This is a genomic window from Streptomyces sp. NPDC025793 (assembly GCF_055558375.1).
Genome location: NZ_JBVHMR010000027.1, coordinates 41,030 through 65,436, shown reverse-complemented (window position 1 = coordinate 65,436; position 24,407 = coordinate 41,030). Strand labels below are relative to the sequence as shown.

25 protein-coding genes are annotated in these 24,407 nt (G+C 72.6%); 21 read left to right on the top strand and 4 right to left on the bottom strand.

Annotated features, from left to right (window positions below; genetic code table 11):
- Positions 1-143: 143 nt before the first annotated feature.
- The 8 genes from ACZ4MF_RS35225 to ACZ4MF_RS35190 all read left to right on the top strand — a co-directional run bounded on the left by ACZ4MF_RS35225 (position 144) and on the right by ACZ4MF_RS35190 (position 8,695).
- Positions 144-1,220: a nitronate monooxygenase gene (locus tag ACZ4MF_RS35225; protein ID WP_467496581.1), complete on the top strand. Its 1,077-nt coding sequence runs from the start codon at positions 144-146 to the stop codon at positions 1,218-1,220.
- Positions 1,217-1,954 carry a 16S rRNA (uracil(1498)-N(3))-methyltransferase gene (locus ACZ4MF_RS35220; protein ID WP_467496579.1) on the top strand — a complete coding sequence of 246 codons (738 nt, stop codon included), beginning with the start codon at positions 1,217-1,219 and terminating at the stop codon, positions 1,952-1,954. The genes ACZ4MF_RS35225 and ACZ4MF_RS35220 overlap by 4 nt, the downstream gene beginning before the upstream one ends.
- A gap of 17 nt (positions 1,955-1,971) precedes the next feature.
- Positions 1,972-2,364 carry a VOC family protein gene (locus tag ACZ4MF_RS35215; protein ID WP_467496577.1) on the top strand — a complete coding sequence of 131 codons (393 nt, stop codon included), beginning with the start codon at positions 1,972-1,974 and terminating at the stop codon, positions 2,362-2,364.
- Between the two features lie 96 nt (positions 2,365-2,460).
- Complete coding sequence (locus ACZ4MF_RS35210) at positions 2,461-3,012, top strand: hypothetical protein (protein ID WP_467496575.1); 552 nt, start codon at positions 2,461-2,463, stop codon at positions 3,010-3,012.
- A 45-nt stretch (positions 3,013-3,057) separates the two neighbouring features.
- Entirely contained in the window at positions 3,058-6,291 is a 3,234-nt protein-coding gene (locus ACZ4MF_RS35205) for a S41 family peptidase (RefSeq protein ID WP_467496573.1), read from the top strand.
- Between the two features lie 97 nt (positions 6,292-6,388).
- A complete protein-coding gene (locus tag ACZ4MF_RS35200) occupies positions 6,389-6,742 on the top strand; it encodes a histidine triad nucleotide-binding protein (RefSeq protein ID WP_356030857.1) in 354 nt (117 codons plus the stop codon).
- 6 nt (positions 6,743-6,748) lie between these two features.
- Positions 6,749-7,654: a ribonuclease Z gene (locus tag ACZ4MF_RS35195; RefSeq protein ID WP_467496571.1), complete on the top strand. Its 906-nt coding sequence runs from the start codon at positions 6,749-6,751 to the stop codon at positions 7,652-7,654.
- Positions 7,655-7,690: 36 nt separating this feature from the next.
- Positions 7,691-8,695, top strand: coding sequence for an adenosine deaminase (locus tag ACZ4MF_RS35190; RefSeq protein WP_467496569.1), 1,005 nt, complete (start codon positions 7,691-7,693; stop codon positions 8,693-8,695).
- A gap of 137 nt (positions 8,696-8,832) precedes the next feature.
- Here the strand turns inward: ACZ4MF_RS35190 and ACZ4MF_RS35185 are convergent, their stop codons facing one another.
- Positions 8,833-9,108, bottom strand: a complete 276-nt coding sequence (locus ACZ4MF_RS35185) for a zinc ribbon domain-containing protein (protein WP_467496638.1) — start codon at positions 9,106-9,108, stop codon at positions 8,833-8,835.
- Positions 9,109-9,407: 299 nt separating this feature from the next.
- Here ACZ4MF_RS35185 and ACZ4MF_RS35180 point away from each other — a divergent pair, with 299 nt between their 5' ends.
- From ACZ4MF_RS35180 to ACZ4MF_RS35125, 12 genes are all read left to right on the top strand, one after another.
- A complete protein-coding gene (locus ACZ4MF_RS35180; protein WP_467496567.1) occupies positions 9,408-10,361 on the top strand; it encodes a 5-dehydro-4-deoxyglucarate dehydratase in 954 nt (317 codons plus the stop codon).
- Positions 10,358-11,668, top strand: a complete 1,311-nt coding sequence (locus ACZ4MF_RS35175) for a glucarate dehydratase family protein (protein ID WP_467496565.1) — start codon at positions 10,358-10,360, stop codon at positions 11,666-11,668. Before ACZ4MF_RS35180 ends, ACZ4MF_RS35175 begins: the two co-directional genes overlap by 4 nt.
- Positions 11,669-11,786: 118 nt before the next feature.
- A complete protein-coding gene (locus ACZ4MF_RS35170) occupies positions 11,787-12,944 on the top strand; it encodes a carbohydrate kinase family protein (RefSeq protein WP_467496563.1) in 1,158 nt (385 codons plus the stop codon).
- A 160-nt stretch (positions 12,945-13,104) separates the two neighbouring features.
- Positions 13,105-14,187 carry a PhoH family protein gene (locus ACZ4MF_RS35165; RefSeq protein WP_467496561.1) on the top strand — a complete coding sequence of 361 codons (1,083 nt, stop codon included), beginning with the start codon at positions 13,105-13,107 and terminating at the stop codon, positions 14,185-14,187.
- Positions 14,188-14,199: 12 nt separating this feature from the next.
- Positions 14,200-14,697 carry an rRNA maturation RNase YbeY gene (gene ybeY, locus ACZ4MF_RS35160; RefSeq protein ID WP_071371042.1) on the top strand — a complete coding sequence of 166 codons (498 nt, stop codon included), beginning with the start codon at positions 14,200-14,202 and terminating at the stop codon, positions 14,695-14,697.
- Positions 14,698-14,716: 19 nt separating this feature from the next.
- Positions 14,717-16,021, top strand: a complete 1,305-nt coding sequence (locus ACZ4MF_RS35155; protein WP_467496559.1) for a hemolysin family protein — start codon at positions 14,717-14,719, stop codon at positions 16,019-16,021.
- The gene (locus ACZ4MF_RS35150) at positions 16,018-16,377 is read left to right on the top strand and encodes an MmcQ/YjbR family DNA-binding protein (protein WP_467496557.1); all 360 of its coding nucleotides are present in this window, start codon (positions 16,018-16,020) and stop codon (positions 16,375-16,377) included. The genes ACZ4MF_RS35155 and ACZ4MF_RS35150 overlap by 4 nt, the downstream gene beginning before the upstream one ends.
- Positions 16,378-16,513: 136 nt before the next feature.
- Positions 16,514-17,041 carry a hypothetical protein gene (locus ACZ4MF_RS35145; protein ID WP_467496555.1) on the top strand — a complete coding sequence of 176 codons (528 nt, stop codon included), beginning with the start codon at positions 16,514-16,516 and terminating at the stop codon, positions 17,039-17,041.
- A gap of 73 nt (positions 17,042-17,114) precedes the next feature.
- The gene (locus ACZ4MF_RS35140) at positions 17,115-17,468 is read left to right on the top strand and encodes a cytidine/deoxycytidylate deaminase family protein (protein ID WP_071371047.1); all 354 of its coding nucleotides are present in this window, start codon (positions 17,115-17,117) and stop codon (positions 17,466-17,468) included.
- Positions 17,469-17,697: 229 nt separating this feature from the next.
- Positions 17,698-18,174 carry a hypothetical protein gene (locus ACZ4MF_RS35135; RefSeq protein WP_467496553.1) on the top strand — a complete coding sequence of 159 codons (477 nt, stop codon included), beginning with the start codon at positions 17,698-17,700 and terminating at the stop codon, positions 18,172-18,174.
- Positions 18,175-18,369: 195 nt separating this feature from the next.
- Entirely contained in the window at positions 18,370-19,707 is a 1,338-nt protein-coding gene (locus tag ACZ4MF_RS35130) for a beta-xylosidase (protein WP_467496551.1), read from the top strand.
- Between the two features lie 59 nt (positions 19,708-19,766).
- Positions 19,767-20,795, top strand: coding sequence for a DUF916 domain-containing protein (locus tag ACZ4MF_RS35125; protein WP_467496549.1), 1,029 nt, complete (start codon positions 19,767-19,769; stop codon positions 20,793-20,795).
- Here ACZ4MF_RS35125 and ACZ4MF_RS35120 read toward each other — a convergent pair.
- Complete coding sequence (locus ACZ4MF_RS35120; RefSeq protein WP_071384702.1) at positions 20,689-21,027, bottom strand: P-II family nitrogen regulator; 339 nt, start codon at positions 21,025-21,027, stop codon at positions 20,689-20,691. The genes ACZ4MF_RS35125 and ACZ4MF_RS35120 overlap by 107 nt on opposite strands.
- On the bottom strand, positions 21,024-22,358 hold the full coding sequence (locus ACZ4MF_RS35115; RefSeq protein ID WP_467496546.1) for an ammonium transporter: 1,335 nt from the start codon (positions 22,356-22,358) through the stop codon (positions 21,024-21,026). The genes ACZ4MF_RS35120 and ACZ4MF_RS35115 overlap by 4 nt, the downstream gene beginning before the upstream one ends.
- Positions 22,359-22,510: 152 nt before the next feature.
- Here ACZ4MF_RS35115 and era point away from each other — a divergent pair, with 152 nt between their 5' ends.
- Positions 22,511-23,464, top strand: a complete 954-nt coding sequence (gene era / locus ACZ4MF_RS35110; protein WP_467496544.1) for a GTPase Era — start codon at positions 22,511-22,513, stop codon at positions 23,462-23,464.
- Between the two features lie 73 nt (positions 23,465-23,537).
- Here the strand turns inward: era and ACZ4MF_RS35105 are convergent, their stop codons facing one another.
- Positions 23,538-24,407: a helix-turn-helix transcriptional regulator gene (locus ACZ4MF_RS35105; protein WP_467496542.1), complete on the bottom strand. Its 870-nt coding sequence runs from the start codon at positions 24,405-24,407 to the stop codon at positions 23,538-23,540.

Genomic DNA, 24,407 nt, shown 5'->3' with positions numbered 1-24,407 from the left:
CGCGGCTGAAGGACGCGTTCAACGGTCGCTGAGCCCGGGGGGACCAGGGGCGTACGGGCTGCTCGGACCACCCGTATGCCCCTGTCCTATGCCGTGGGAAGCCCGGTTTCGGACTTGTTCGGAGGACGTGACAACATGCGGTCATGTCCTCCGCGCTGACCGATCTCCTCCCCCACCCGATCGTGCAGGCCCCCATGGCGGGCGGCGTCTCCGTCCCGCAGCTCGTCGCCGCCGTCTCCGAGGCCGGTGGCCTCGGGTTCCTCGCCGCCGGTTACAAGACCGCCGACGGGATGTACCAGGAGATCAAACAGCTGCGAGGGCTCACGAGCCGCCCCTTCGGCGTGAACGTGTTCCTGCCGCAGCCCGAGCTGTCCGAATCGGGCGCCGTGGAGGTCTACGCGCATCAGCTGGCCGGCGAGGCCGCCTGGTACGAGACCGAGTTGGGCGACCCCGACAGCGGCCGGGACGACGGCTACGACGCCAAGCTCGCCGTACTCCTCGACAACCCGGTGCCGGTGGTCTCGTTCCACTTCGGCGTGCCGGGCCGGGACGTGCTCGACCGGCTGCGCCGGGCCGGCACCGTCACCCTGGTCACCGCCACCACCGCCGAGGAGGCACGCGCGGTCGAGCGGGCCGGGGCGGACGCGGTGATCGCGCAGGGCGTGGAGGCCGGCGGCCACCAGGGCACGCACCGGGACCTGCCCGAGAACGACGGCTCCGGCATCGGTCTGCTGTCGCTGGTCGCGCAGATCCGGGAGGCCGTGAGCCTGCCGGTCGTCGCCGCAGGCGGCATCATGCGCGGCGGTCAGATCGCCGCCGTCCTCGCGGCCGGCGCGAGCGCGGCCCAGCTCGGCACCGCGTTCCTCGCCACCCCAGAGTCCGGCGCCCACGCCCTGCACAAGCGGGCGCTGACCGACCCCCTGTACGCGCGCACCGAGCTGACCCGCGCGTTCTCGGGCCGCCCGGCGCGCGTACTGGTCAACCGCTTCGTGCGCGAGCACGGCCCCTACGCCCCCGCCGCCTACCCCGAGGTCAACCACCTGACCTCGCCGCTGCGCAAGGCCGCCGCCCGGGCCGGGGACGCCCAGGGCATGTCGCTGTTCGCGGGCCAGGGCCACCGGCTGGCCCGGGAACTGCCCGCCGGAGAGCTGGTGGAGGTGCTGGCGGCCGAACTCGCCGCTGCCCGGACGGCGTTGTCGGCCGGAGGTGACGCGCGATGACCGCGCCCGTCTTCGTCGTGGACCGACTCGACCTCACCGGACCGGAGTTCGTGCTCGACGGACCCGAGGGACGGCACGCCGTGTCCGTGAAGCGGCTGCGGCCCGGCGAGGACGTGGTCCTCACCGACGGGCGCGGCCGCTGGGCCGAGGGCGTCGTCAAGGCGGCCGAGGGCAAGGACCGGCTCGTGGTGGACGTGGCGGCGGTCCACGAGGAGCCGCCGGCCGCCCCGCGCATCACCGTCGTCCAGGCCCTCCCCAAGGGCGACCGGGGCGAGGTCGCCGTGGAGACGATGACCGAGGTCGGCGTCGACGCGATCGTGCCCTGGCAGGCGTCGCGCTGCATCACCCAGTGGAAGGGCGAGCGCGGCCTGAAGGCGCTCGGCAAGTGGCGGGCGACCGCGCGCGAGGCCGGCAAGCAGTCGCGCCGGGTCCGCTTCCCGGAGGTCGCGGACGCCGCGACCACCAAGCAGGTGTGCGCACTGCTGGCCACCGCCGACTTCGCCGCCGTCCTCCACGAGAGCGGCGAGGAACGTCTCGCCACCGCCGAACTCCCCGCCGAGGGCGACATCGTGCTGGTCGTCGGACCCGAAGGAGGCGTCTCCCCCGAGGAGTTGGCGCTCTTCGCGCAGGCCGCTGCGCGGCCGTACGTCCTCGGGCCCACCGTGCTGCGCACATCCACCGCCGGCACCGCCGCCGCGGCCCTGCTGCTGGGCCGCACCGGCCGCTGGTCCTGACACACCTGGGGGACACCGTGGAACTCGCCCAAGTCCGGCTCCTGGTCACCGACTTCGCCGCCTGCTACCACTTCTACGCCGACGTCCTCGGCCTGAAGCCGCAGTCCGGCGCGACCGAGGGCCCGTACGAGAAGTTCAGCCCGCACACCGGTTCCGCCGGGATCGCCCTCCAGGACCGGGCGATGATGACCGAGATCCTGGACGAGCTGGGCGACAGCGTCAACGGCCACCGCTCCCTGGTGGTACTGCGCGTGGACGACCTCGACGCCTGCTGCGCGCGGATCACCGCCCGCGGCGGGACGGTGATCCACGGCCCGGCCCCCATGACCGACCGCATGCGCGTGGCCCACCTCAAGGACCCGGAGGGCAACCTGGTGGAGCTCCAGGAGTGGCTGCTGCTGCGGGGCTGACCACCGCGCCCCCTCCGGGCGCGACCGGCACTCCGAACGGGTGAGTGGCCGTATGCCGCCTTCCCCCGGGGACGGGACGGTGGCACTCTGCCCTACATGGGGGCTTTCAGGTGGATTGGGTACGGGACACGCGGAGTGCGGGTCGCGGGTGCGGTGGGGGCCGTCGCCGTGGCCGGCGGGGCGCTGGCGGGCTGCCAGCCGGCCGATCTCGACTCCTCCTCCGCCGCCTACACCACCGGCACGACCGCCACGGCCAGGCTGAAACAGCAGCACGTGGACGTCAGTTGGCTCAGCTGCACCGGCAACTACGGGAACGACGGGAAGGCGGGCACTCCCGCGCCGACCGAGACCACCGTCGTCTCCGTCGAGTGCCAGGGCGAGACCCGGAGCCGGAAGAGGATCACCGTCACCGGGAGGGTCACCAAGGCCGTCGACGGGGCGTGTGTGCGCGGGTCCCTGACCGCCAGGGTCGGGGGCCGGCAGGTGTTCCACGTGAGCGGGCTCGGTGACTGCGCGGCCACGCCCGGGCCGACGTACGAGCCGCCCACGTACCACCCAGGCGGCGGGCAGCCCACCGTGACGGTCACCGTCACCCGGACCCTCTGGTGCAAGGGCGATCCGACCTGCTGGCCCGTCCAGGGCAAGTGATCGAAACACGGGCGGGGCACGCCGGTCGCTGCGTACAGTGACGGGGTGACTCAGGGTGCTTCGACGGGAACGACGGGAACGGCCGCAACCCCGGCGTCCTACGGCTATCTCCGATTCCCCCACGTACACGGCGACTTGGTGACCTTCGTCGCCGAGGACGACGTATGGCTCGCCCCCCTCGACGGCGGCCGCGCCTGGCGGGTCAGCGCCGACAACCGGCCCGTGACCCACCCCCGGATATCCCCGGACGGGCGCCGTATCGCCTGGACCTCCACCCGGGACGGCGCGCCCGAGGTGCATGTCGCCCCCGTCGACGGCGGCCCCGCCGAGCGGCTGACGTACTGGGGCAACCGCCGTACCGACGTGCGCGGCTGGACCGCCGACGGGCGGGTCCTCGCCCTCGGCGCGCAGGGCCGCCCCAGCTTCCGCCAGAGCTGGGCGCACGCCGTCCCGCTGGACGGCGGCCCCGCCGAGACCCTGCCGTACGGCCCGGTCGGCGACGTGGCGCCCGGCCCGGCCACCGTGCTGCTGTCCGCGCAGATGGGCCGCGAGGCGGCGTACTGGAAGCGCTACCGCGGCGGCACGGCGGGCAAGTTGTGGATCGACCGGGAGGGAAGCGGGGAGTTCGTCCGGCTGCACGCCGAGCTCGACGGGAACCTGGAGTGCCCGGTCTGGGCCGGCGACCGCCTCGCCTTCCTCTCCGACCACGAGGGCACCGGCGCCCTGTACTCCTCCCTCGCCGACGGCTCCGACCTGCGCCGCCACACCCCGATCGACGGCTTCTACGCCCGCCACGCCGCCGGCGACGGCACCCGCGTCGTCTACGTCTCGGGCGGTGAACTCTGGCTCCTGGACGACCTGGAGGGCGCCGAGCCGCGCCGGCTGGACGTGCGCCTCGGCGGGCCCCGCATCGACCTGCGCCCCCGCCCGGTGAACGCCGCCCGCTGGTTCGGGGCGGCGTCGCCCGACCACACCGCGCGCGGCAGCGCCGTCTGCGTACGCGGCGGGATCCACTGGGTCACCCACCGCTCCGGCCCGGCCCGCGCCCTCGCCGCCACCCCCGGCGTGCGCGCCCGGCTGCCCCGCACCTTCCGCGCCGACGGCGAGGAGTGGGCGGTCTGGGTGACGGACGCCGAGGGCGACGACGCCCTGGAGTTCGCCCCCGCCACCGGCAACGTGCCCGGCGCGCCCCCGCGCCGCCTCGCCGCCGGACAGCTCGGCCGGGTCCTGGAGCTGGCCATGGCCCCCGACGGCAGCCGCGCCGCCGTCGCCGCGCACGACGGCCGGCTGCTGCTCGTCGAGCGCGAGACCGGCGAGGTCCGCGAGGTCGACCGCAGCGACGACGGCGAGGTCTCCGGCCTCGCCTTCTCACCCGACTCCGCCTGGCTCGCCTGGGCCCACCCCGGCCCCCGACCGCTCTCCCAGCTGCGCCTCGCCCACACCACCGACCTGTCGGTCACCGAGGCGACCCCGCTGCGCTTCATGGACTACGCGCCCGCCTTCACCCTCGACGGCAAACACCTGGCGTTCCTGTCCAACCGCGCCTTCGACCCGGTCTACGACGAGCACGTCTTCGACCTCGCCTTCGTGGTCGGCGCCCGCCCGCACCTGATCACCCTGGCGGCCACCACGCCCTCGCCCTTCGGCCCGCAGCGGCACGGCCGCCCCTTCGAGACCCCGGACAAGGACGAGACCCCGGACAGCGAGGGCACCCCCGCCACCCGCGTCGACCTGGAGGGCCTCGCCGACCGCATCGTGCCCTTCCCGGTGGAGGCGGGCCGCTACTCCACCCTCCGCGCGGCCAAGGACGGCGTCCTGTGGCTGCGCCACCCCGTGCACGGCGTCCTCGGCACCGCCCGCGCCCACCCCGAGGACCCCGACCCGCACACCGAGCTGGAGCGCTACGACTTCGCCCAGCGGCGCCTGGAGCAACTGGCCTCCGACGCCGACCACTTCGAGGTCAGCGGCGACGGCAAGCGCGTCCTGCTGTGGAGCGACGAGCGGCTGCGCGTCGTGCCGGGCGACCGCCGCACCGGCACCGACGACGACGGCGACACCAGCGTCACCGTCGACCTCGCCCGCGTCCGGCAGACCCTCGACCCGGCCGCCGAGTGGCGCCAGATGTACGACGAGACGGGCCGCCTCATGCGCGACCACTTCTGGCGCCCCGACCTGGGCGGCACCGACTGGACGGCCGTCCTCGCCCGCTACCGCCCCCTGCTGGCCCGCCTCGCCACCCACAGCGACCTCACCGACCTGCTGTGGGAGGTGCAGGGCGAACTCGGCACCTCACACGCCTACGTCATCCCCGCCGGCGGCCACGGCGGCGCCCGGCACGGACTGCTCGGCGCCGACATCTCCCGCCACGAGGACGGCAGTTGGCGCATCGACCGGATCCTGCCCTCGGAGACCTCCGACCCGGACGCCCGCTCCCCGCTCGCCGCCCCCGGCGTCGCGGTCCGCCCCGGCGACGCGATCATCGCGGTCGCCGGCCACCCGGTCGACCCGGTGACGGGCCCGGGCCCGCTCCTCGTCGGCACGGCGGGCCACCCGGTCGAACTGACCGTCGCCCCCGCGGGCGGCGGCGAAGTGCGCCACACGGTCGTCGTCCCCCTCGCCGACGAGGAACCCCTGCGCTACCACGCCTGGGTGGCCGACCGCCGCGCCCATGTCCACGCGGCCTCCGCCGGCCGCCTCGGCTACCTCCACGTCCCCGACATGCAGGCCCCCGGCTGGGCCCAGATCCACCGCGACCTGCGCGTCGAGGTCGCCCGCGAGGGCCTGGTGGTCGACGTCCGCGAGAACCGCGGCGGCCACACCTCCCAGCTCGTCGTCGAGAAGCTGGCCCGCCGCGTCATCGGCTGGGACGTCCCGCGCGGCATGCGCCCCACCAGCTACCCCGTCGACGCCCCGCGCGGCCCGGTCGTCGCCGTCGCCAACGAGTTCTCCGGCTCCGACGGCGACATCGTCAACGGGGCGATCAAGGCCCTCGGCATCGGCCCGGTCGTCGGCACCCGCACCTGGGGCGGAGTCATCGGCATCGACAGCCGCTACCACCTGCTCGACGGCACCCTGGTCACCCAGCCGAAGTACGCGATCTGGCTGGAGGGCCAGGGCTGGGACGTGGAGAACCACGGCGTGGACCCGGACGTGGAGGTCGTCCAGCGCCCCCAGGACTGGGCATCGGGCACGGACGCCCAGCTGGACGCGGCGGTGAGGCTGGCGCTTGAGGCCCTGGAAGCGGCACCTGCGAAGACGCCCCCGGGGTTGCCGACTTAGGGGCGCGGGGAACTGCGCGAACAACCACAGACCATCCGCACCCGAACGACTACGATTGCCCCCCGTATCGATCACTGGCGAAAGCGAGCGCACGCGTATGGCAGGCGAACCGCAGGACGACTGCCTGTTCTGCAAGATCGTCGCGGGACACGTCCCGGCGACGATCGTCCGCGAGACAGACACCACCGTCGCCTTCCGGGACATAAACCCCCAGGCGCCGACCCACATCCTGGTGATCCCCAAGGTCCACTACCCCGACGCGGCCTCGCTGGGCGCGGGCGACCCGCAGAGCGCCGCCGACGTCCTGCGCGCGATCGGCGAGGTCGCCGCGGAGGAGAAGCTGGAGAGCTACCGCACCGTCTTCAACACCGGTTCCGGCGCCGGACAGACCGTCTTCCACGCCCACGCCCACCTCCTCGGCGGCCGCGGCATGCAGTGGCCCCCCGGGTAACCCACCGTGTCCGTACGTGAACTGGTGGTCCTCGGCACCGCCAGCCAGGTCCCGACCCGGCACCGCAACCACAACGGCTACCTGCTGCGCTGGGACGGCGCGGGCATCCTGTTCGACCCCGGCGAGGGCACGCAGCGCCAGATGGTGCGCGCCGGGGTCGCCGCCCACGACCTGAACCGCGTCTGCGTCACGCACTTCCACGGCGACCACTCCCTCGGCCTCGCCGGCGTGATCCAGCGGATCAACCTCGACCAGGTGCCGCACGAGGTCACCGCGCACTACCCGCGCTCCGGGCAGCGCTTCTTCGACCGCCTGCGGTACGCGACGGCCTACCGGGAGACGGTCGGCATCACCGAGGCGCCCGTCGCCGCCGACGGCATCCTCGCGGTGACCTCGTCGTATACCCTGGAGGCCCGCAAGCTGTCCCACCCGGTCGAGTCCTACGGCTACCGCCTCATCGAGCCCGACGGCCGCCGCATGCTGCCCGAACGGCTCGCCGCGCACGGGATCGAGGGGCCGGACGTCGGCCGGCTGCAGCGCGAGGGGCGGATCGGGGACGTCGCGCTGGAGGACGTCAGTGAGGTGCGGCGCGGACAGCGGTTCGCGTTCGTCATGGACACCCGGCTCTGCGACGGCGTGCACGCGCTCGCGGAGGGCTGCGACCTGCTGGTGATCGAGTCGACCTTCCTGGACGAGGACGTCGAACTCGCCGTGGAACACGGCCACCTGACCGCCGGGCAGGCCGCCGCCGTCGCCCGGGACGCGGGCGTGCGGCACCTCGTCCTGACCCACTTCAGCCAGCGCTACGCCGAGCCGGAGGAGTTCGAGCGGCAGGCGCGGGCCGCGGGTTTCGAGGGCGAGCTGACCGTGGCGCACGATCTGCTGCGCGTGCCGGTGCCGAAACGGCGCTGACGCGAAACAACGGCAGAGCCCTCGTACGATACGTCGATGCCCCTCCCGAAAGCAGAACTGCACCTCCACATCGAAGGCACCCTGGAGCCGGAGCTGGCGTTCGAGCTGGCCGCCCGCAACGGCGTGGCCCTGCCGTACGCGGACACCGACGAGCTGCGCAAGGCGTACGACTTCGAGGACCTCCAGTCCTTCCTGAACCTGTACTACGAGCTGATGGCCGTCCTGCGCACCGAGCAGGACTTCGCCGACCTGGCGAACGCCTACCTCGCCCGCGCCGCCGCACAGGGCGTCCGGCACGCGGAGATCTTCTTCGACCCGCAGGCCCACCTCGCCCGGGGTGTGTCCATGGGCACCGTCGTGGAGGGGCTGTGGCGGGCGCTCGGCGGCAGCGAGGAGAACCACGGGATCTCCACCCGGCTGATCCTCTGCTTCCTGCGCGACGAGTCCGCCGAGTCGGCCCTTCGGACGCTCGACGCCGCGAAGCCGTATCTCGACCGGATCACCGGCGTCGGGCTCGACTCCGCCGAGGTCGGGCATCCGCCGGTGAAGTTCCGCGAGGTGTACGAGGGCGCCGCCGCGCTCGGGCTGCGGCGCGTGGCGCACGCCGGTGAGGAGGGCCCGCCGGCGTACATCACCGAGGCCCTGGACGTGCTCGGCGTCGAGCGCGTCGACCACGGGCTGCGCTGCATGGAGGACCCGGCGCTGGTCGAGCGGCTGGTCCGGGAGCGGATCCCGCTGACCCTGTGCCCGCTGTCCAACGTCCGGCTGCGGACGGTCGACACGCTCGCCGACCACCCGCTGCCCGCCATGCTCGACGCCGGCCTCATGTGCACGGTCAACTCCGACGACCCGGCGTACTTCGGCGGCTACGCGGGCGACAACTTCGCGGCCGTGCACCGCACCCTCGCCCTGACCGAGGACCGGCTGCGCGAGCTGGCCCGCAACTCCTTCCTCGCCTCCTTCCTGGAGGACGACGAGGAGCGGCGGGCGCGTTACCTGGCCGAGGTGGAGGCGTACGAGTTCGGGGACGCGATGTCGTGAGCGAGATACCCGGCCGTCACCTTCTTGGTCGCGAACGGCCGAGCTTGTGCACTCGGTCGTTCACACCTCGTCGCGCTCCCGACTGCCCCCTACGACAGGACGGTCACGGGTCGCGTCCACCCTCCCACTGACGGCTGTCAGAGGGAGGGCGCGGGTGCGGTGACGAACACCCGGGCCGAGCGTGCACGGTCGCGCACGTTGACCCCGGCGACGTGGTCGGCGAGGCCAGCGAGCCCGCACCGACGACAGTGGAAGTGGTCCCGGGTGGGCCGGTTGGCCCGCTCGGTGTGCCCGCAGCGCGGGCAGCGCTGCGAGGTATGGCGCGGGTCCACCTCGAGGAACGGCACCCCGGCCTTCTTGGCCTTGTAGGCGAGGTGTTGTCCGAGCTGGTGGAAGGGCCAGGAGGAGGGGATGCTCCGCCGGTCGCAGCGTAGCCGTACCCGCTCGCGGATCCCGCCGAGTGGAGGCGTAGGTGGCGGCCCGGTTGCAGGCGCGCAGGGTTGCGTCGAGTGTCGACGCCTGCTCGGGCGTCGGCAGCAGCTTCACCTGCACTACCAGCTTCACAGCTCTGGACATCGGTGCGGTATGCGCTCACGCAATCGCCATTTGCCCGACATTCGCCGTAACGGGTGACCTGTCGCCGCCCCGTTGACGTGCACTGTCTGCATATCTAATCTCTGTTCTCATATGTGGAAGCCTTCTGTAAAGGGAGATGATCGTGGTGGACGGCGACCCGAGTCCGCAGGTGGCGCGGCGCTTGCGGGAGGGCATGGCACGGGGTGTGCTGTCCTTCCCGCTCACCGCCTTCCACGACGACGGCTCCCTCGACCCCGACGGCTTCCGTGCCCATGTCGCCGGCCGGCTCGCCGCCGGCCCCGGCGCCGTCTTCCCCGCCTGCGGCACCGGGGAGTTCTTCTCGCTGGACGAGGAGGAGTACCGGACGGTCGTCTCGATCGCCGTCGAGGAGGCGGCGGGCCGGGTGCCCGTCGTGGCCGGGACCGGGTACGGCTGGGCGCAGGCCGCCCGGTTCGCGCGGATCGCCGAGGAGGCCGGCGCCGACGCCCTGCTCGCCCTGCCCCACTACCTCGTCGAGGCCCCGCAGGCCGGCCTCGCCGCCCAGCTGGCGCAGCTCGCCGCCCGCACCCGGCTGCCACTGATCGCCTACCAGCGCGGCCAAGTCGCCTACGGCGCTGAGACGCTGAAGCGCATCGCGGACATCCCCAACGTCATCGGCCTCAAGGACGGCCACAGCGACCTCGACCGGCTCCAGCGCCTCACCCTCGCCGCCCCCGACGGCTTCCTCTTCTTCAACGGCGCCGCCACCGCCGAGATCCAGGCCCGCGCCTACGCCACCGTCGGCGTCCCCGCCTACTCCTCCGCCGTGCACGCCTTCGCCCCCGAGATCGCCGGCGCCTTCTTCGCGGCGCTCGGCGACGGCGACCGGGGGGCCATGGACGAACTGCTGCGGGAGTTCTACGTCCCCTTCGTCGAACTGCGCGACCGCACGCCCGGGTACGCCGTGTCCCTGGTGAAGGCGGCGGCCCGGCTGCGCGGACAGCGCGTCGGACCCGTGCGCGCCCCGCTCACCGACCCCGCGCCCGCCGACCTCGCCGACCTCAAGGCCCTGCTCACCACCGGACTCGACCTCGTAGGAGCCGCCCTGTGACGACCGCGACGACCGCACCGACCCGTGATCTGACCATCGCCGAGGTACGCCTGACGCCGATCCTGGTGGCCGACGCGCCGCTGCTCAACACCCAGGGCGTGCACCAGCCGTACACCCCCCGGCTGATCGTGGAGATCGTCACCGCCGACGGGATCACCGGGCTCGGCGAGACGTACGGCGACACCAAGTACCTGGAGATCGCCCGCCCGTTGGCCGAGCGGCTCACCGGGCGGTCGGTCATGGATGTGAACGGGCTGTTCGCGCTCGATCTCGGCGTGGACGCGTCCCGGGTCCAGGGACAGGTCGACGCGGGCGGGCTGCGCGGGGTGCAGAGCGCCGACAAACTCCGGCTGTCCGTGCTCTCCGCCTTCGAGGTCGCCTGCCTCGACGCCCAGGGCAGGGCGCTCGGCCTGCCCGTGCACGCGCTGCTCGGCGGCAGGCTGCGCGACTCCGTCGAGTACAGCGCCTACCTGTTCTACAAGTGGGCCGGCCACCCGGCGGGCGTCACCGCCGAGCCCGACGACTGGGGCGCCGCCCTCGACCCGGCCGGGGTCGTGGCGCAGGCGCGGACGTTCAAGGACCGCTACGGCTTCAGCTCGTTCAAGCTCAAGGGCGGTGTCTTCCCGCCCGACGAGGAGATCGCGGCCGTCCGCGCCCTCGCCGAGGCCTTCCCCGGGCACCCGCTGCGTCTCGACCCCAACGGCGCCTGGTCCGTCGAGACCTCGCTGAAGGTGGCGAAGGAACTCGGCGACGTCCTCGAATACCTGGAGGACCCGACGCTGGGCACCCCGGCCATGGCCGAGGTCTCGGCGGGGACCGACGTGCCGCTCGCGACCAACATGTGCGTGACCACCTTCGGGGAGATCAAGGAGGCGTTCACGAAGGACGCCGTCCAGGTGGTCCTCTCCGACCACCACTACTGGGGCGGGCTGCGCAAGACCCGCGAACTCGCGGCGATCTGCGCCGCGTTCGGGGTCGGGGTGTCCATGCACTCCAACACCCACCTCGGGATCAGCCTCGCCGCGATGACCCAGGTCGCCGCCACCGTCCCGAACCTGCACCACGCCTGCGACTCCCACTACCCCTGGCAGTCCGAGGACGTCCTCACCGAGCGGGTCGTCTTCGACCGCGGCCGGGTCGCCGTGTCCGACGCGCCGGGCCTCGGCGTCGCCCTCGACCGCGACGAACTGGAGCGGCTGCACCGCAGGTGGGCCGAGGACGACGGCTCGCTGCGCGACCGCGACGACGCGGCGGCGATGCGGACCGGCGAACCCGGGTGGCGGCAGCCGGTGATGCCGCGCTGGTAGCCCCGGGCATACGGCGCGCCCCCCGCGCACAGACCGCGCACATCCCCTCGTACGCCCCTCGCGCGGAGCGCTCCCTGGTGCACACTGGCCAGACCCGCACCACGTCAGGGAGCGCACCGTGACCGCCTCGCACGCCATCGCCGCAGAGGAACCGGACCACCTCACCCGGGCCGGGAGCCGACGGGCCGACGTCGACCCGCTCGCCGCGCTGCGTGCACCCGGCGATCCGCCCTGGGACGTCTACCTGACCGGCACGGTCTTCCTCGACATCGTCTTCACCGGCCTGGACTCGGCGCCCGTGCGCGGCACCGAGTCCTGGGCCCGGGGCATGGGCTCCAGCCCCGGCGGGGTCGCCAACATGGCCACCGCCCTGGCCCGGCTCGGCCTGCGGACCTCCCTCGCGGCGGCCTTCGGCGACGACCACTACGGCGAGTACTGCTGGGACGCGCTCGCGCAGGGCGAGGGCATCGACCTCACGGCCTCACGGACCGTGCCCGGCTGGCACTCGCCGGTGACGGTGTCGATGGCGTACGAGGGCGAGCGGACGATGGTGTCCCACGGGCACGAGCCGCCCTCCGGGGCCGTGTTCCTCCAGGAGGGCGCGCCGCAGCGCCCGCCCCGCGCGCGTGCCGCCGTGGCCTCGCTGACGCCGGGCACGCGCGCGCCCTGGATCGCGCAGGCCGCCCGCGAGGGCACCCGGATCTTCGCCGACGTCGGCTGGGACGACACCGGGGCCTGGGACCTGTCGGGCCTCGCCGACCTGGAGCACTGCGAGGCGTTCCTGCCGAACGCGGAGGAGGCGAAGCGGTACACGGGGGCCGGCTGCCCCCGCGTGGCCGCCCACGCGCTGACCGCGTACGTGCCGGTGGCCGTCGTGACCCTCGGCTCGGAGGGGGCGTACGCGGTGGACCGGCGGACGGGGGAGGCGGCGGAGGTGCCCGCGATCGCCGTGGAGGCGCTGGATCCGACCGGGGCGGGGGACGTGTTCGTCGCCGGTTTCGTGACGGGGTCCCTCGCGGGGTGGCCGCTGGCCGACCGGCTGGCGTTCGCGGGGCTGACGGCGGCCCTGTCGGTGCAGGAGTTCGGGGGGTCCCTGTCGGCGCCGGGGTGGTCCGAGATCGGGGCGTGGTGGCGCAGGGTGCAGGCCCTTCCCGGGCAGGATCCGGCGGCCCTGCGGCGGTACGCGTTCCTCGACGGGCTCGTCCCGGAGGAACTGGACCGGCCGTGGCCGCTGCGGCGGGCGGTGCCGACGATCGGGTTCCGGCGCTCGGGGTGACGGGGGCGGGCGGGCTTCCTGCACGCCAGGGAGGCATGCCGTGGAGGCCCGGGAAAAGTCCTACGGCGTTGTCAGCCCCCCGACGTACTCTGGAATCGCGAGGCCGCCCTCAGCCAGGCGGCCGTGACGAGGAGGAAGCGCAGGCCTTCAGAGCCGGCCCATGACACAGACATCCACAGCTCACACCACCCCCGCGCAGGAGCAGGCGAGAGCGCAGTTCACCGTCCCCGCCCAGCACCCCATGGTGACCGTGCTGGGTTCCGGCGACTCCCTCCTGCGCGTCATAGAGAGGGCCTTCCCGGCGGCCGACATCCACGTCCGGGGCAATGAGATCAGCGCGGTCGGCGACCGGAACGACGTCGCCCTCATTTCGCGCGTGTTCGACGAGATGATGCTGGTGCTCCGCACCGGGCAGCCGATGACGGAGGACGCAGTGGAACGCTCGATCGCCATGCTCAAGGCGAGCGAGAACGGGACCAGCGACGGCCCGGAGACCCCGGCCCAGGTGCTGACGCAGAACATCCTGTCCTCGCGGGGGCGGACCATCCGCCCGAAGACCCTCAACCAGAAGCGGTACGTCGACGCGATCGACCAGCACACGATCGTCTTCGGCATCGGCCCCGCCGGTACCGGAAAGACCTACCTGGCCATGGCCAAGGCAGTCCAGGCCCTCCAGTCCAAGCAGGTCAACCGCATCATCCTCACCCGCCCCGCGGTCGAGGCCGGCGAGCGGCTGGGCTTCCTGCCCGGCACGCTCTACGAGAAGATCGACCCCTACCTGCGCCCGCTCTACGACGCGCTGCACGACATGCTCGACCCGGATTCGATCCCGCGGCTGATGGCGGCGGGGACGATCGAGGTCGCGCCGCTCGCCTACATGCGCGGCCGCACGCTCAACGACGCCTTCATCATCCTGGACGAGGCCCAGAATACGAGCCCCGAGCAGATGAAGATGTTCCTCACCCGGCTCGGCTTCGACTCGAAGATCGTGATCACCGGTGACGTGACGCAGGTCGACCTGCCGAACGGCACCAAGTCCGGTCTGCGGCAGGTGCAGGAGATCCTGGAGGGCGTCGAGGACGTCCACTTCTCCCGGCTGTCGTCCCACGATGTCGTACGGCACAAGCTGGTGGGCCGTATCGTCGACGCGTACGAGTTGTACGACAGCAAGCACGGCACCGAGAACGGCACCCACAAGGGCGGCCACGGCAAGTCCGGTGCCAAGGGCTCCAAGGGGAAGTAGACCAGCACGACCATGTCGATCGACGTCAACAACGAGTCCGGAACCGAGGTCGACGAGCAGGCGATCCTCGACATCGCCCGCTACGCACTCGCGCGGATGCGCATCCACCCGCTCTCCGAGCTCTCGGTGATCGTCGTGGACGCCGACGCCATGGAGCAGCTGCACATCCAGTGGATGGACCTGCCCGGGCCGACCGATGTCATGTCGTTCCCGATGGACGAGCTGCGGCCGCCGTCGAAGGACGACGACGAGCCCCCGCAGGGCCTGCTCGGCGACATCGTGCTGTGCCCGGAGGTCGCCGCCAAGCAGGGGGCGGACGCCCCGACGCAGCACTCCATGGACGAGGAGCTCCAGCTGCTCACCGTCCACGGCGTGCTGCACCTGCTCGGGTACGACCACGAGGAGCCCGACGAGAAGGCCGAGATGTTCGGGCTGCAGGCCGCCATCGTCGACGGCTGGCGGGGCGAGCAGGGTCTGACCGGCCCGTCCCCGGCGCCGACGGTCTCGTAAGCGGATCGGTCGTCGTCCCATGTCCCCGCAGATCGTGATCGGCGCGATCGCGCTGGTCGTCGTCGCCTGGCTCGCCGCCTGCGCGGAGGCGGGCCTCGCGCGCGTCTCCAGTTTCCGCGCCGAGGAGGCCGTCAAGGCCGGCCGGCGCGGCAGCGCCGGGCTCGCGCAGGTCGCCGCCGACCCCACCCGCTATCTGAACGTGGCCCTTTTGGTCCGCGTCGCCTGCGAGATGGCGGCCGCGGCCCTGGTGACGTACGCCTGTCTGAAGGAGTTCAGCGCCACCTGGGAGGCCCTGCTGGTCGCCATCGGGGTCATGGTGCTGGTGTCGTACGTCGCCGTCGGCGTGTCGCCCCGCACCATCGGCCGTCAGCACCCCCTCAACACCGCGACGGCGGCGGCGTACGTGCTGCTGCCGCTCGCGCGCGTGATGGGCCCGATCCCGTCCCTCCTCATCCTCATCGGCAACGCTCTCACCCCGGGCAAGGGCTTCAGGCGCGGTCCGTTCGCCTCCGAGGCGGAGCTGCGCGCGCTGGTCGACCTCGCCGAGCAGGAGTCGCTGATCGAGGACGAGGAGCGCCGGATGGTGCACTCGGTCTTCGAACTCGGTGACACGCTGGTGCGCGAGGTGATGGTGCCGAGGACCGACCTGATCACCATCGAGCGCTTCAAGACCATCCGCCAGGCGCTGACGCTGGCGCTCCGCTCGGGTTTCTCCCGGATACCGGTCACGGGCGAGAGCGAGGACGACATCGTCGGGATCGTGTATCTGAAGGACCTGGTCCGCAAGACGCACATCAACCGCGACTCCGAGAGCGACGTGGTCTCGACCGCCATGCGGCCCGCCGTCTTCGTGCCCGACACGAAGAACGCCGGTGACCTGCTGCGCGAGATGCAGAAGGACCGCAATCACGTCGCGGTCGTCATCGACGAGTACGGCGGTACCGCCGGCATCGTCACCATCGAGGACATCCTGGAGGAGATCGTCGGCGAGATCACCGACGAGTACGACCGCGAACTGCCGCCCGTGGAGGAGCTCGGCGACGACCGCTACCGGGTCACCGCCCGCCTCGACATCACCGACCTGGGCGAGCTGTACGGGCTGGACGAGTACGACGACGAGGACGTGGAGACGGTCGGCGGACTCCTCGCCAAGGCCCTCGGCCGCGTGCCCATCGCGGGCGCGTCCGCCGAGGTCGAACTCCCCGACGAGCGCCGCCTGAAGCTCACGGCGGAGGCCGCCGCCGGCCGCCGCAACAAGATCGTCACGGTCCTGGTCGAACCCTCCGGGAAGGGCGGGCCGGCCACGGAGGAGAAACCCGAGTGACCCCCGAGGAACTGCGCGCCTTCTGCCTGTCGTTCAACGCGGCCGTGGAGGACTTCCCGTTCAATCCGGAGACCTCGGTCTTCAAGGTGCTGGGCAGGATGTTCGCCCTGTCGCACCTCGACGCGCGCCCCCTGACGGTCAACCTCAAGTGCGACCCGCAGGACGCGGTCCGGCTGCGCGCCGAACACGAGGGCCTGGTCGTGCCCGGCTGGCACATGAACAAACGGCACTGGAACACCGTGACGGTGGACGGTGAGCTGCCGCCGCGTCTGGTCCGGGAACTGATCGAGGACTCCTACGACCTCGTCGTCGCGGGCCTGCCGCGGGCGGAGCGACTGCGGCTGGACCGGCCGTGATCGCGTGGTCGGGCCCGTGCCCCGCGGCGGCGGGGTGAAGGGAACCTCCCCGCTCGTTCGCGCGTTGCGGAGGAGGACCTGATCGTTCGATGTGTGATGCGGCGGCGGTGCCGTCGTCGGGGGAAGTGGGCAACCCATGGCCATGGTCGGCCTGTTCTGGATCGCCGAAGGTGATGTGTACGTGGGCGCCAAGCCGGCCGGGCCGGCTCCCGGGGTGCGGCTGAGCCCCGAGGGCGTGGTGGCGCTCGGGGACGGACAGGCCGGCCTCCGCCTGTGGGAGGACGTGCACGCCCTGACGGTGACGGACGTTCCCGTGAAGTCGCTGATGCGGCAGATGAACGCGGTCAAGGACCTGGCGCTGAACACGGTGATGGAGCTGGCCACGCCCCTCGGCTCGGCCTGGGGGGACGACGCCCCGCCGCTGATGACGGTCCGCGTGGCGGCGTCCGACGGCGAGCACGAGTTGGCCGCCTACTCCGCCGCGGCCGTCGGCTACTCCCAGACCGAGGCCGACCTCTCCCACGCCCTCCTGGCCCGCCTCACGGAGGGCGCCGCGACGATGGAGACGACGCTGGCGGCGATGTCGCGGTGGGGCCGTGCGGGGGAGGGCGGTTCGCCCCGCGGGCCGGAGCGGGAGGAACTGTTGCGGGGGTGGCTGGGGTAGCGCCGCCCGCCCGGTCGGCGGATGCGGTCTCCCGGGGCGGTGCTGCCGGCTCGTGGATCTCTAAGCTAGGGGCATGACCGAGAGCAGCGCGCTTGATCCCGAGGACCGCAAGATCGTGACCCTGGCCCGTTCCGCGCGGGCCCGCAACGGTGTGCCCGAGGGGGCGGCCGTACGGGACGAGACCGGGCGGACGTACGTCGCCGGGTCGGTGGAGCTCGCGTCGCTGCGGCTGAGCGCGTTGCGCACGGCTGTCGCCATGGCGGTGGCGTCCGGGGCGACGTCCCTGGAGGCGGCGGCGGTGGTGAGCGAGGCGGAGTCCGTGCCGGCGCAGGACCTGGACGCCGTGTCCGACCTCGGCGGCCCGCAGACGCCGGTCCTGCTCGCCGGGCCGGACGGAACCGTCCGGAGCACCGTCTCCGCGGGCTGATCCGCGGGCCCGCCCGCCGTTTCCACGGGCCGCGGCCGCCGAACGAAAGGTCGGCTGGAATTCAACCTTGTTCGGTTCCTGCCCTTGCGCATCAATGGAGCCGTAACTTTCCGACGGACCGTCAGATCCGCACCGCCGTGCAGCGTGCCCGCACCCGCCTGCTCAGGCCTCTTCGTCCGTCGGCCCCCCACATGGCACTCCCCACCATAGGGAAGGGAAGCGGATCTCCATGAGAGGCAAGCGCACGGCAATGGGTGCGGCACTGGCCGCCGGGGCCCTCGCGGCCACCGGTCTCGCCTTCGCGCCCTCCGCGGCCGCCGTCACCCCACAGTCGGCGACCATCACCGCGAGCTGCGGCATCTTCGGCGGCGGATCGGCGACGCTGACCGCCACCCAGAGCGGCACCTCGGCCACCATCTCCCTCAGCTCCTCCGCGATCTCGGCGCCGGTCGCCGTGGCGGCGGACTCCATCACCTCCACCCTCACCATGGCCAAGTCCGGCGGCGGCTCGGTCGTCTTCAGCGGCACCAAGAACCCCGCCATGAGCGCCGGTGACTCGGTCAGCGTCGGCCCCCTGCCCGGCACCGTCGCCTCCGGTGACAGTCTGGACGCCAATGGCGGCTCACTGAAGATGGTGATCTTCGGGGTCACCGTGACCTGTACGGCGAACGGCCCGCAGTCGCCCGGCCCCTTCGTCTTCGACTGATGCGCGCGGACGGCTGAACCGGGCCGACCCGAGCGATCTGTTCCGGTTCCGGCCGGAAACCCCTTGGATGCCGCAGGAACTGATGAATCGTCAGATTTCTGCGGCATCTCCATTGACTTCTCACCTCCGCTCCACATCAATGCCCCCTGTCGGCGCAGTCGAGCCGCTGCGCCCGCAACCCTCAGGAGGGGGCCCATGGGTGCCACACCCACAACCTCACGAAGATCCCCGCGATGGCGCTGGATCTCACTGTTCGGAGCGACCGCGCTCGCGGTCACCGCGGGCGGCGCGCTGGCCTGCCCGGCCGGTGCCGCCGGCACGAACGTGGACTTCGCCACGCACTGCATCCCGCCCGCCGTCGCGGGCCTGCCGCCGATCGACGGCACGACCACCGCCGGTGTCTCGGTGGACAACACCAGCCCGAAGGTCGGCGACACCGTCACCGTCACCTACACGGTGGTCACGGCAGCCGCGGCCAATCCCACCGCCCTCGCCCTGCCCGCCGACATCATGACCCCGACCGGGAAGGTCACCCTCGGCGGCGCACAGACGGGGGACGTGACGGTCGCCGGGCCGAAGAAGAATCCGCCGGTGCCCGGGAAGGCCGCGTTCCCGTCCTTCTCCATGACCGGCACGTTCACCGTCACCAAGCCGGGCCGGATCACCCTCTCGCCCGGCGACTACAACATCCACACCAGCTACATCCTGGAGCTGGACACCCCCTGCACGGTCACCACCCCGCCCGCCCCGGTCTCCGAGACCGTCACGGCGACCAGCGGCACCCCGGCCAACACCCGTACCGTCTCGCTGGATTCGGCCTCCGGCAACCCGGGCGCGAGCGTCACCGTCACCGGCAGCAACTTCACGCCAGGTGCGAGCGTCACCCTCGCCGGGCGGGCCGGGGACCGGCAGACGGCCGACACGGCCACCGTGACCGCGAACGCGCAGGGTTCCTTCAGCGGGTCCCTCGTCGTCAACGACAAGGCGACGACGGGGATCGTCGCGTACGAGGGCGGCTCCTGGAGCGCGGACACGGGCGCCGGGCCCGCCGCCTACGTCGTCAACGACACCACGCCCGTCCCGCCGGGCAGCCAGAAGCTGACGACCAGCGTCAAGGCGGGCACGCTGGCCATGTCCCAGGCCGGGGACTCCGTCGCGCTGTCGGCGGTCGACTTCGGCCAGGGCGGTGCCTCGACCGGCACGCTCCGGACGGTGACCGTCAAGGACTTCCGCGGCGGACCGGCCGGCTGGTCGCTCACCGGCAAGGTCACCGACTTCGGCGGACCCGGCGCGAAGATCGACGCCGGCAGGCTCAGCTGGACTCCCGCCTGCGCGACCAAGGCGGGCAGCCCCAGCACCTGCAAGGCGGGTTCGGCGGGCACCATGGGCGGCTCGGGAGCGACCCTCGCGCAGACGCCCGACGGCACGCTCACCGGCGGTGAGTTCACCGTCGACGCCGGACTCTCCCTGGACGTACCGGCGTTCACGCCTCCGGGCGCGTACTCCGGCGTGCTCACGCTGACGCTCACCTGAGCGTGCGGGCGTCCGCACCCGCCCGTCCCTCCGTCTCCCGCCCGTGGGGGTCCGCACCCATGCGCAAGCCGTACGTCCTCCTCCTGAGCCTCCTCGGCCTCCTGCTCACCTGGCAGGCCACGCCCGCGCACGCCGCCGACAACGGCAGCTGGTCCGTCTACCCGGTCGCCTCGAAGGTCGCCGCGCGCCCCTACTTCTACCTCTCCGCGGATCCGGGCCAGACCCTCACCGACGAGGTCGCCGTCCAGAACAGGACCGGCGGCCCGCTCACCTTCCGCCTCTACGCCGCCGACGCCTACAACACCGCCCGCGACGGCGGATTCGCGGTCCGCGGCCCGGCGGAGCGGATGCGCGGGGTGGGCGCCTGGGCGAAACCGGCCACCTCCCGGATCACCGTGCCGGGGCACCGGACCGTCACCGTGCCCTTCACGCTGCGGGTGCCCGACGGGGCCGAGCCCGGCGACCACCCCGGCGCGATCGTCGCGCTCGACGAGCACGTCGACCGCGGCGGCGGCTCCAGCGGCTCTCCCGCCCTCGGTGTGCAGCAGGCCGTCGGCGCCCGCGTCTATCTCCGGGTCGGCGGGCCCGCACTGCCCGCCGTGTCCGTGGAACACGTGCGGATCAGCCATCACCAGCCGCTGATCCCGGGCCTCGGCGCCAGTACGGCGACCGTCTCCTACACCCTGCGCAACACCGGCAACGTCACCGTCGACCCGAAGGTGGAGCTGACGGCACACGGGCTGTTCGGCCGTACGCTGCTCGACCGCGCCCTCACCCGGGTCCCCTCCGAGCTGCTGCCGGGGCAGACGGTACGGCTCACCGAGCCCTGGTCCGGGGCGCCCCAACTCGACCGGGCGGACGTGACGTTGACCGCGAGCGCGCCGGGCACCCGGCAGTCGGCGAGCGCCTCGTTCCTCGCGCTGCCGTGGCTCGCCGTGGCGCTGGTGTTCCTCGTGGGCGTGGCGGCCGGGGTACTGCTGGTCAGAGCGCGTCGGGGCCGTGTTCGCCGGTCCGCACCCGTACGACGGTCTCCACGGGCACGGACCACACCTTCCCGTCCCCGATCTTCCCCGTCCGCGCGGCCCTGACGACCGCGTCGATCACGGCGTCGGCGTCCGCGTCCTCCACGACGACCTCGATGCGCGCTTTCGGCACCAGGTCGACCCGGTACTCGGCGCCCCGGTACACCTCGGTGTGGCCGCGCTGCCGGCCGTAGCCGCTCGCCTCGGTGACGGTCAGGCCGTGCACGCCCAGCTCCTGGAGGGCGGTCTTGACCTCGTCGAGGCGGTACGGCTTGACGATGGCGGTGATGAGCTTCATGCCTGGCGCTCGACCTTCTGGGCGGGGGAGACGGCGGAGGGGACGACGGACGCGCTGACCGGGGCGCCGTGGCCCAGGACGCCGTGATCGTATGCCGTCTCCGCGTGCACCGTAAGGTCCAGGCCGGTGTGCTCCTGTTCCTCGCTCGCCCGCAGGCCCAGCGTCCTGTCGAGCAGCTTGCCGAGCCCGTACGTCACCGCGAAGGCGTACACCGCGACGACCACCACAGCGAGCAGCTGCCTGCCGAGCGGGGCGAGTCCGCCGCCGTAGAGGAGGCCCTCGGCGCCGCCGGTCATCGCCTTGTCGGCGAACAGGCCGATCAGGAGCGTGCCGATGACGCCGCCGACCAGGTGGACGCCGACGACGTCGAGGGAGTCGTCGTAGTTCAGCCGGAACTTCCAGCTCACCGCGGAGGAGCAGACGACGCCCGCGGCCAGGCCCACGACGAGGGCGCCGAGCAGGGAGACCGTGCCGCAGGAGGGCGTGATCGCGACGAGACCGGCGACCGCGCCGGAGGCGGCGCCGAGGGTGGTCGGGTGGCCGTCGCGCCGGTGCTCCACGAAGAGCCAGCCGAGCAGGCCCGTGCAGCCGGCGGCCATGGTGTTGAGGAAGGCGGCCGCGGCCAGGCCGTTCGCGCCGAGCGCGCTGCCCGCGTTGAAGCCGAACCAGCCGAACCAGAGCAGACCGGCGCCGAGGATCACCATGGGCAGGTTGTGCGGGCGCATGGCGTCCTTCTTGAACCCGAGCCGGGGCCCGAGGACCAGGCACAGGGCGAGACCGGAGGCGCCGGAGGTGATCTCGACGGGCAGACCGCCCGCGAAGTCGAGCGCGCCGAGCCTGTCCGCGATCCAGCCGCCGGGGCCCCAGACCCAGTGGGTGACGGGCACGTATACGGCGAGGGCCCAGACGGGGACGAGGACCAGCCACGCCGAGAAGTTCGTCCGGTCGGCGACCGCGCCGCTGATCAGGGCGGCGGTGATGATCGCGAAGGTCAGCTGGAAGGTGGCGAAGAGGAGGGTGGGGACCGTGCCGTGGACGCTGCCCGGGCCGAGGCCGCGCATGCCGGCGTGGCCGAGTCCGCCGATCAGTCCGCCGAACGTGTCGTTCCCGAAGGCGAGGGAGTAGCCGGCGGCCAGCCAGACCACGGTGACCAGGGCGATCGACACGAAGCTCATCATCAGCATGTTGAGGACGCTCTTCGTGCGGACCATGCCGCCGTAGAACAGGGCGAGGCCCGGCGTCATCAGCAGGACGAGGGCGGTCGCGGCGAGGAGCCAGGCGGTGTCGCCGGTGTTCACGGTGTGAACCTGGGGCGCGGCGGCGAGGGTCACGGGCGTCTCCAACGGGGTGGGGGCTGCGTCAGAGGGTCACCGGCACGCGTTTCCGGTCGTCTACGGGTGTGTTTCCGTGACGTTTCATTGCCTGAGGGTTACCGAAACCTCACGGTGCGGCGGGGGGTCGTGGATCAGGGACAATGAACGGCATGAGCGTGCGTACCCAGTCATCCGAGCAGTCGGCCGAGGCCGTCCACCGTGCCGGCTTCGCCTGCTTCGTGGGCCGCCCGAACGCGGGCAAGTCCACCCTCACGAACGCTCTGGTGGGGCAGAAGGTGGCGATCACGGCGAACCAGCCGCAGACCACGCGGCACACCGTGCGGGGCATCGTGCACCGGGAGGACGCCCAGCTCATCCTGGTCGACACCCCGGGGCTGCACAAGCCGCGCACGCTGCTCGGCGAGCGGCTGAACGACGTCGTACGCACCACCTGGGCCGAGGTGGACGTGATCGGCTTCTGCCTCCCGGCGAACGAGAAGATCGGCCCGGGTGACCGCTTCATCGCCAAGGAGCTGGCGGGGATCAGGAAGACCCCGAAGGTCGCGATCGTCACCAAGACGGACCTGGTGGACTCCAAGACCCTCGCCGAGCAGCTCATCGCGATCGATCAGCTGGGCAGGGATCTGGGCATCGAGTGGGCGGAGATCGTGCCGGTGTCGGCGGTGGGGGACAAGCAGGTGAGCCTGCTGGCCGACCTCCTGATCCCGCTCCTGCCCGAGGGCCCGGCGCTCTACCCCGAGGGCGACCTCACCGACGAGCCCGAGCAGGTCATGATCGCCGAGCTGATCCGCGAGGCCGCGCTGGAAGGCGTCCGTGACGAGCTGCCGCACTCCATCGCGGTGGTCGTCGAGGAGATGCTCCCGCGCGAGGACCGCCCGGCGGACAAGCCGCTGCTGGACATCCACGCCAACGTCTACATCGAGCGCCCCAGCCAGAAGGGCATCATCATCGGCCCCAAGGGCAAGCGCCTGAAGGAGGTCGGCATCAAGTCCCGCAAGCAGATCGAAGCGCTGCTGGGTACGCCGGTCTTCCTCGACCTGCACGTCAAGGTGGCCAAGGACTGGCAGCGCGACCCGAAGCAGCTGCGCAGGCTGGGCTTCTAGCCCGCTTTCCCACCCACCCACCCGTCTCGGTCGGCCGAGCAGCGCCGCCACGGGGCTGCGCCCCGGACCCCGGTCAAGGTTCTCGGGATGCCACGCCGGCGTCCCCTGGCGTCATGTCCTGCAACCCCACCACCCGCAGCAGCTGGAGTCGTTCGTAGGAGTCCGTTCCCGGGCGGGCTGTGTGGACGACGAGGAGGTGGTGGTGCTCGTGGCTGAGCATGACCTCGCAGTCCAGGTCCAGCAGGCCGACCAGCGGGTGCTGGAAGCGCTTGGTCGCCCGGTGGCGCGGGGCCACCTCGTGTTCGTCCCAGAGCCGTGCGAACTCCTCGCTGGTGGAACGGAGTTCGGCGACCAGGTCGGCCGGTTCCGGGTCGTCGGGGCGGGCGGCGGCCACCGCGCGCAGGTTGGCCACCTGGGCGCGTGCGTGCGGCTCGTGGTCCTCCGCCGGGAACAGTGAGCGCGCGGCCGGGTCCAGGAAGAAGCGGCGCACCAGGTTCCGTTCGCGCCGGGGGCGGGACATCACGTCGCCGACCAGCGCCTTGGCCATCGCGTTCTGGGCCAGGACCTCTCCGCAGTCGTTCACCAGCTGCGCCGGGGTGTCGTACAGGCGGTCCAGGATCAGCAGCAGGCCGGGCCGGACATGCGTCGACGCCGTCTCGCGGCGCGGCGGCTCCTCGCCGACCAGATGGAACAGATGGTCGTGCTCGGCGTCCGTGAGGCGCAGCGCACGCGCCAGCGCCGTCAGCATCTGGCGGGACGGACGCGGGCCCCGGGACTGTTCGAGCCGGGTGTAGTAGTCGACCGACATGCCCGCCAGCGACGCCACCTCCTCCCGGCGCAGGCCGGGCGTACGGCGCCGGGCGCCCGGGGCGAGGCCCACGTCGGCAGGGTTCAGACGGGCACGGCCGCGGCGCAGGAAGTCGGCGAGTTCGCTCCGGTTCAC

What these genes read in the sequence shown, in the direction of transcription:
- ACZ4MF_RS35225 (WP_467496581.1), top strand. Translation starts at nt 144, where the DNA reads ATGTCCTCCGCGCTGACCGATCTCCTCCCCCACCCGATCGTGCAGGCC.
- ACZ4MF_RS35220 (WP_467496579.1), top strand. Translation starts at nt 1,217, where the DNA reads ATGACCGCGCCCGTCTTCGTCGTGGACCGACTCGACCTCACCGGACCG.
- ACZ4MF_RS35210 (WP_467496575.1), top strand. Translation starts at nt 2,461, where the DNA reads ATGGGGGCTTTCAGGTGGATTGGGTACGGGACACGCGGAGTGCGGGTC.
- ACZ4MF_RS35200 (WP_356030857.1), top strand. Translation starts at nt 6,389, where the DNA reads ATGGCAGGCGAACCGCAGGACGACTGCCTGTTCTGCAAGATCGTCGCG.
- ACZ4MF_RS35190 (WP_467496569.1), top strand. Translation starts at nt 7,691, where the DNA reads ATGCCCCTCCCGAAAGCAGAACTGCACCTCCACATCGAAGGCACCCTG.
- ACZ4MF_RS35180 (WP_467496567.1), top strand. Translation starts at nt 9,408, where the DNA reads ATGATCGTGGTGGACGGCGACCCGAGTCCGCAGGTGGCGCGGCGCTTG.
- ACZ4MF_RS35165 (WP_467496561.1), top strand. Translation starts at nt 13,105, where the DNA reads ATGACACAGACATCCACAGCTCACACCACCCCCGCGCAGGAGCAGGCG.
- ybeY (WP_071371042.1), top strand. Translation starts at nt 14,200, where the DNA reads ATGTCGATCGACGTCAACAACGAGTCCGGAACCGAGGTCGACGAGCAG.
- ACZ4MF_RS35155 (WP_467496559.1), top strand. Translation starts at nt 14,717, where the DNA reads ATGTCCCCGCAGATCGTGATCGGCGCGATCGCGCTGGTCGTCGTCGCC.
- ACZ4MF_RS35145 (WP_467496555.1), top strand. Translation starts at nt 16,514, where the DNA reads ATGGCCATGGTCGGCCTGTTCTGGATCGCCGAAGGTGATGTGTACGTG.
- ACZ4MF_RS35140 (WP_071371047.1), top strand. Translation starts at nt 17,115, where the DNA reads ATGACCGAGAGCAGCGCGCTTGATCCCGAGGACCGCAAGATCGTGACC.
- ACZ4MF_RS35135 (WP_467496553.1), top strand. Translation starts at nt 17,698, where the DNA reads ATGAGAGGCAAGCGCACGGCAATGGGTGCGGCACTGGCCGCCGGGGCC.
- ACZ4MF_RS35130 (WP_467496551.1), top strand. Translation starts at nt 18,370, where the DNA reads ATGGGTGCCACACCCACAACCTCACGAAGATCCCCGCGATGGCGCTGG.
- ACZ4MF_RS35125 (WP_467496549.1), top strand. Translation starts at nt 19,767, where the DNA reads ATGCGCAAGCCGTACGTCCTCCTCCTGAGCCTCCTCGGCCTCCTGCTC.
- ACZ4MF_RS35120 (WP_071384702.1), bottom strand. Translation starts at nt 21,027, where the DNA reads ATGAAGCTCATCACCGCCATCGTCAAGCCGTACCGCCTCGACGAGGTC.
- era (WP_467496544.1), top strand. Translation starts at nt 22,511, where the DNA reads ATGAGCGTGCGTACCCAGTCATCCGAGCAGTCGGCCGAGGCCGTCCAC.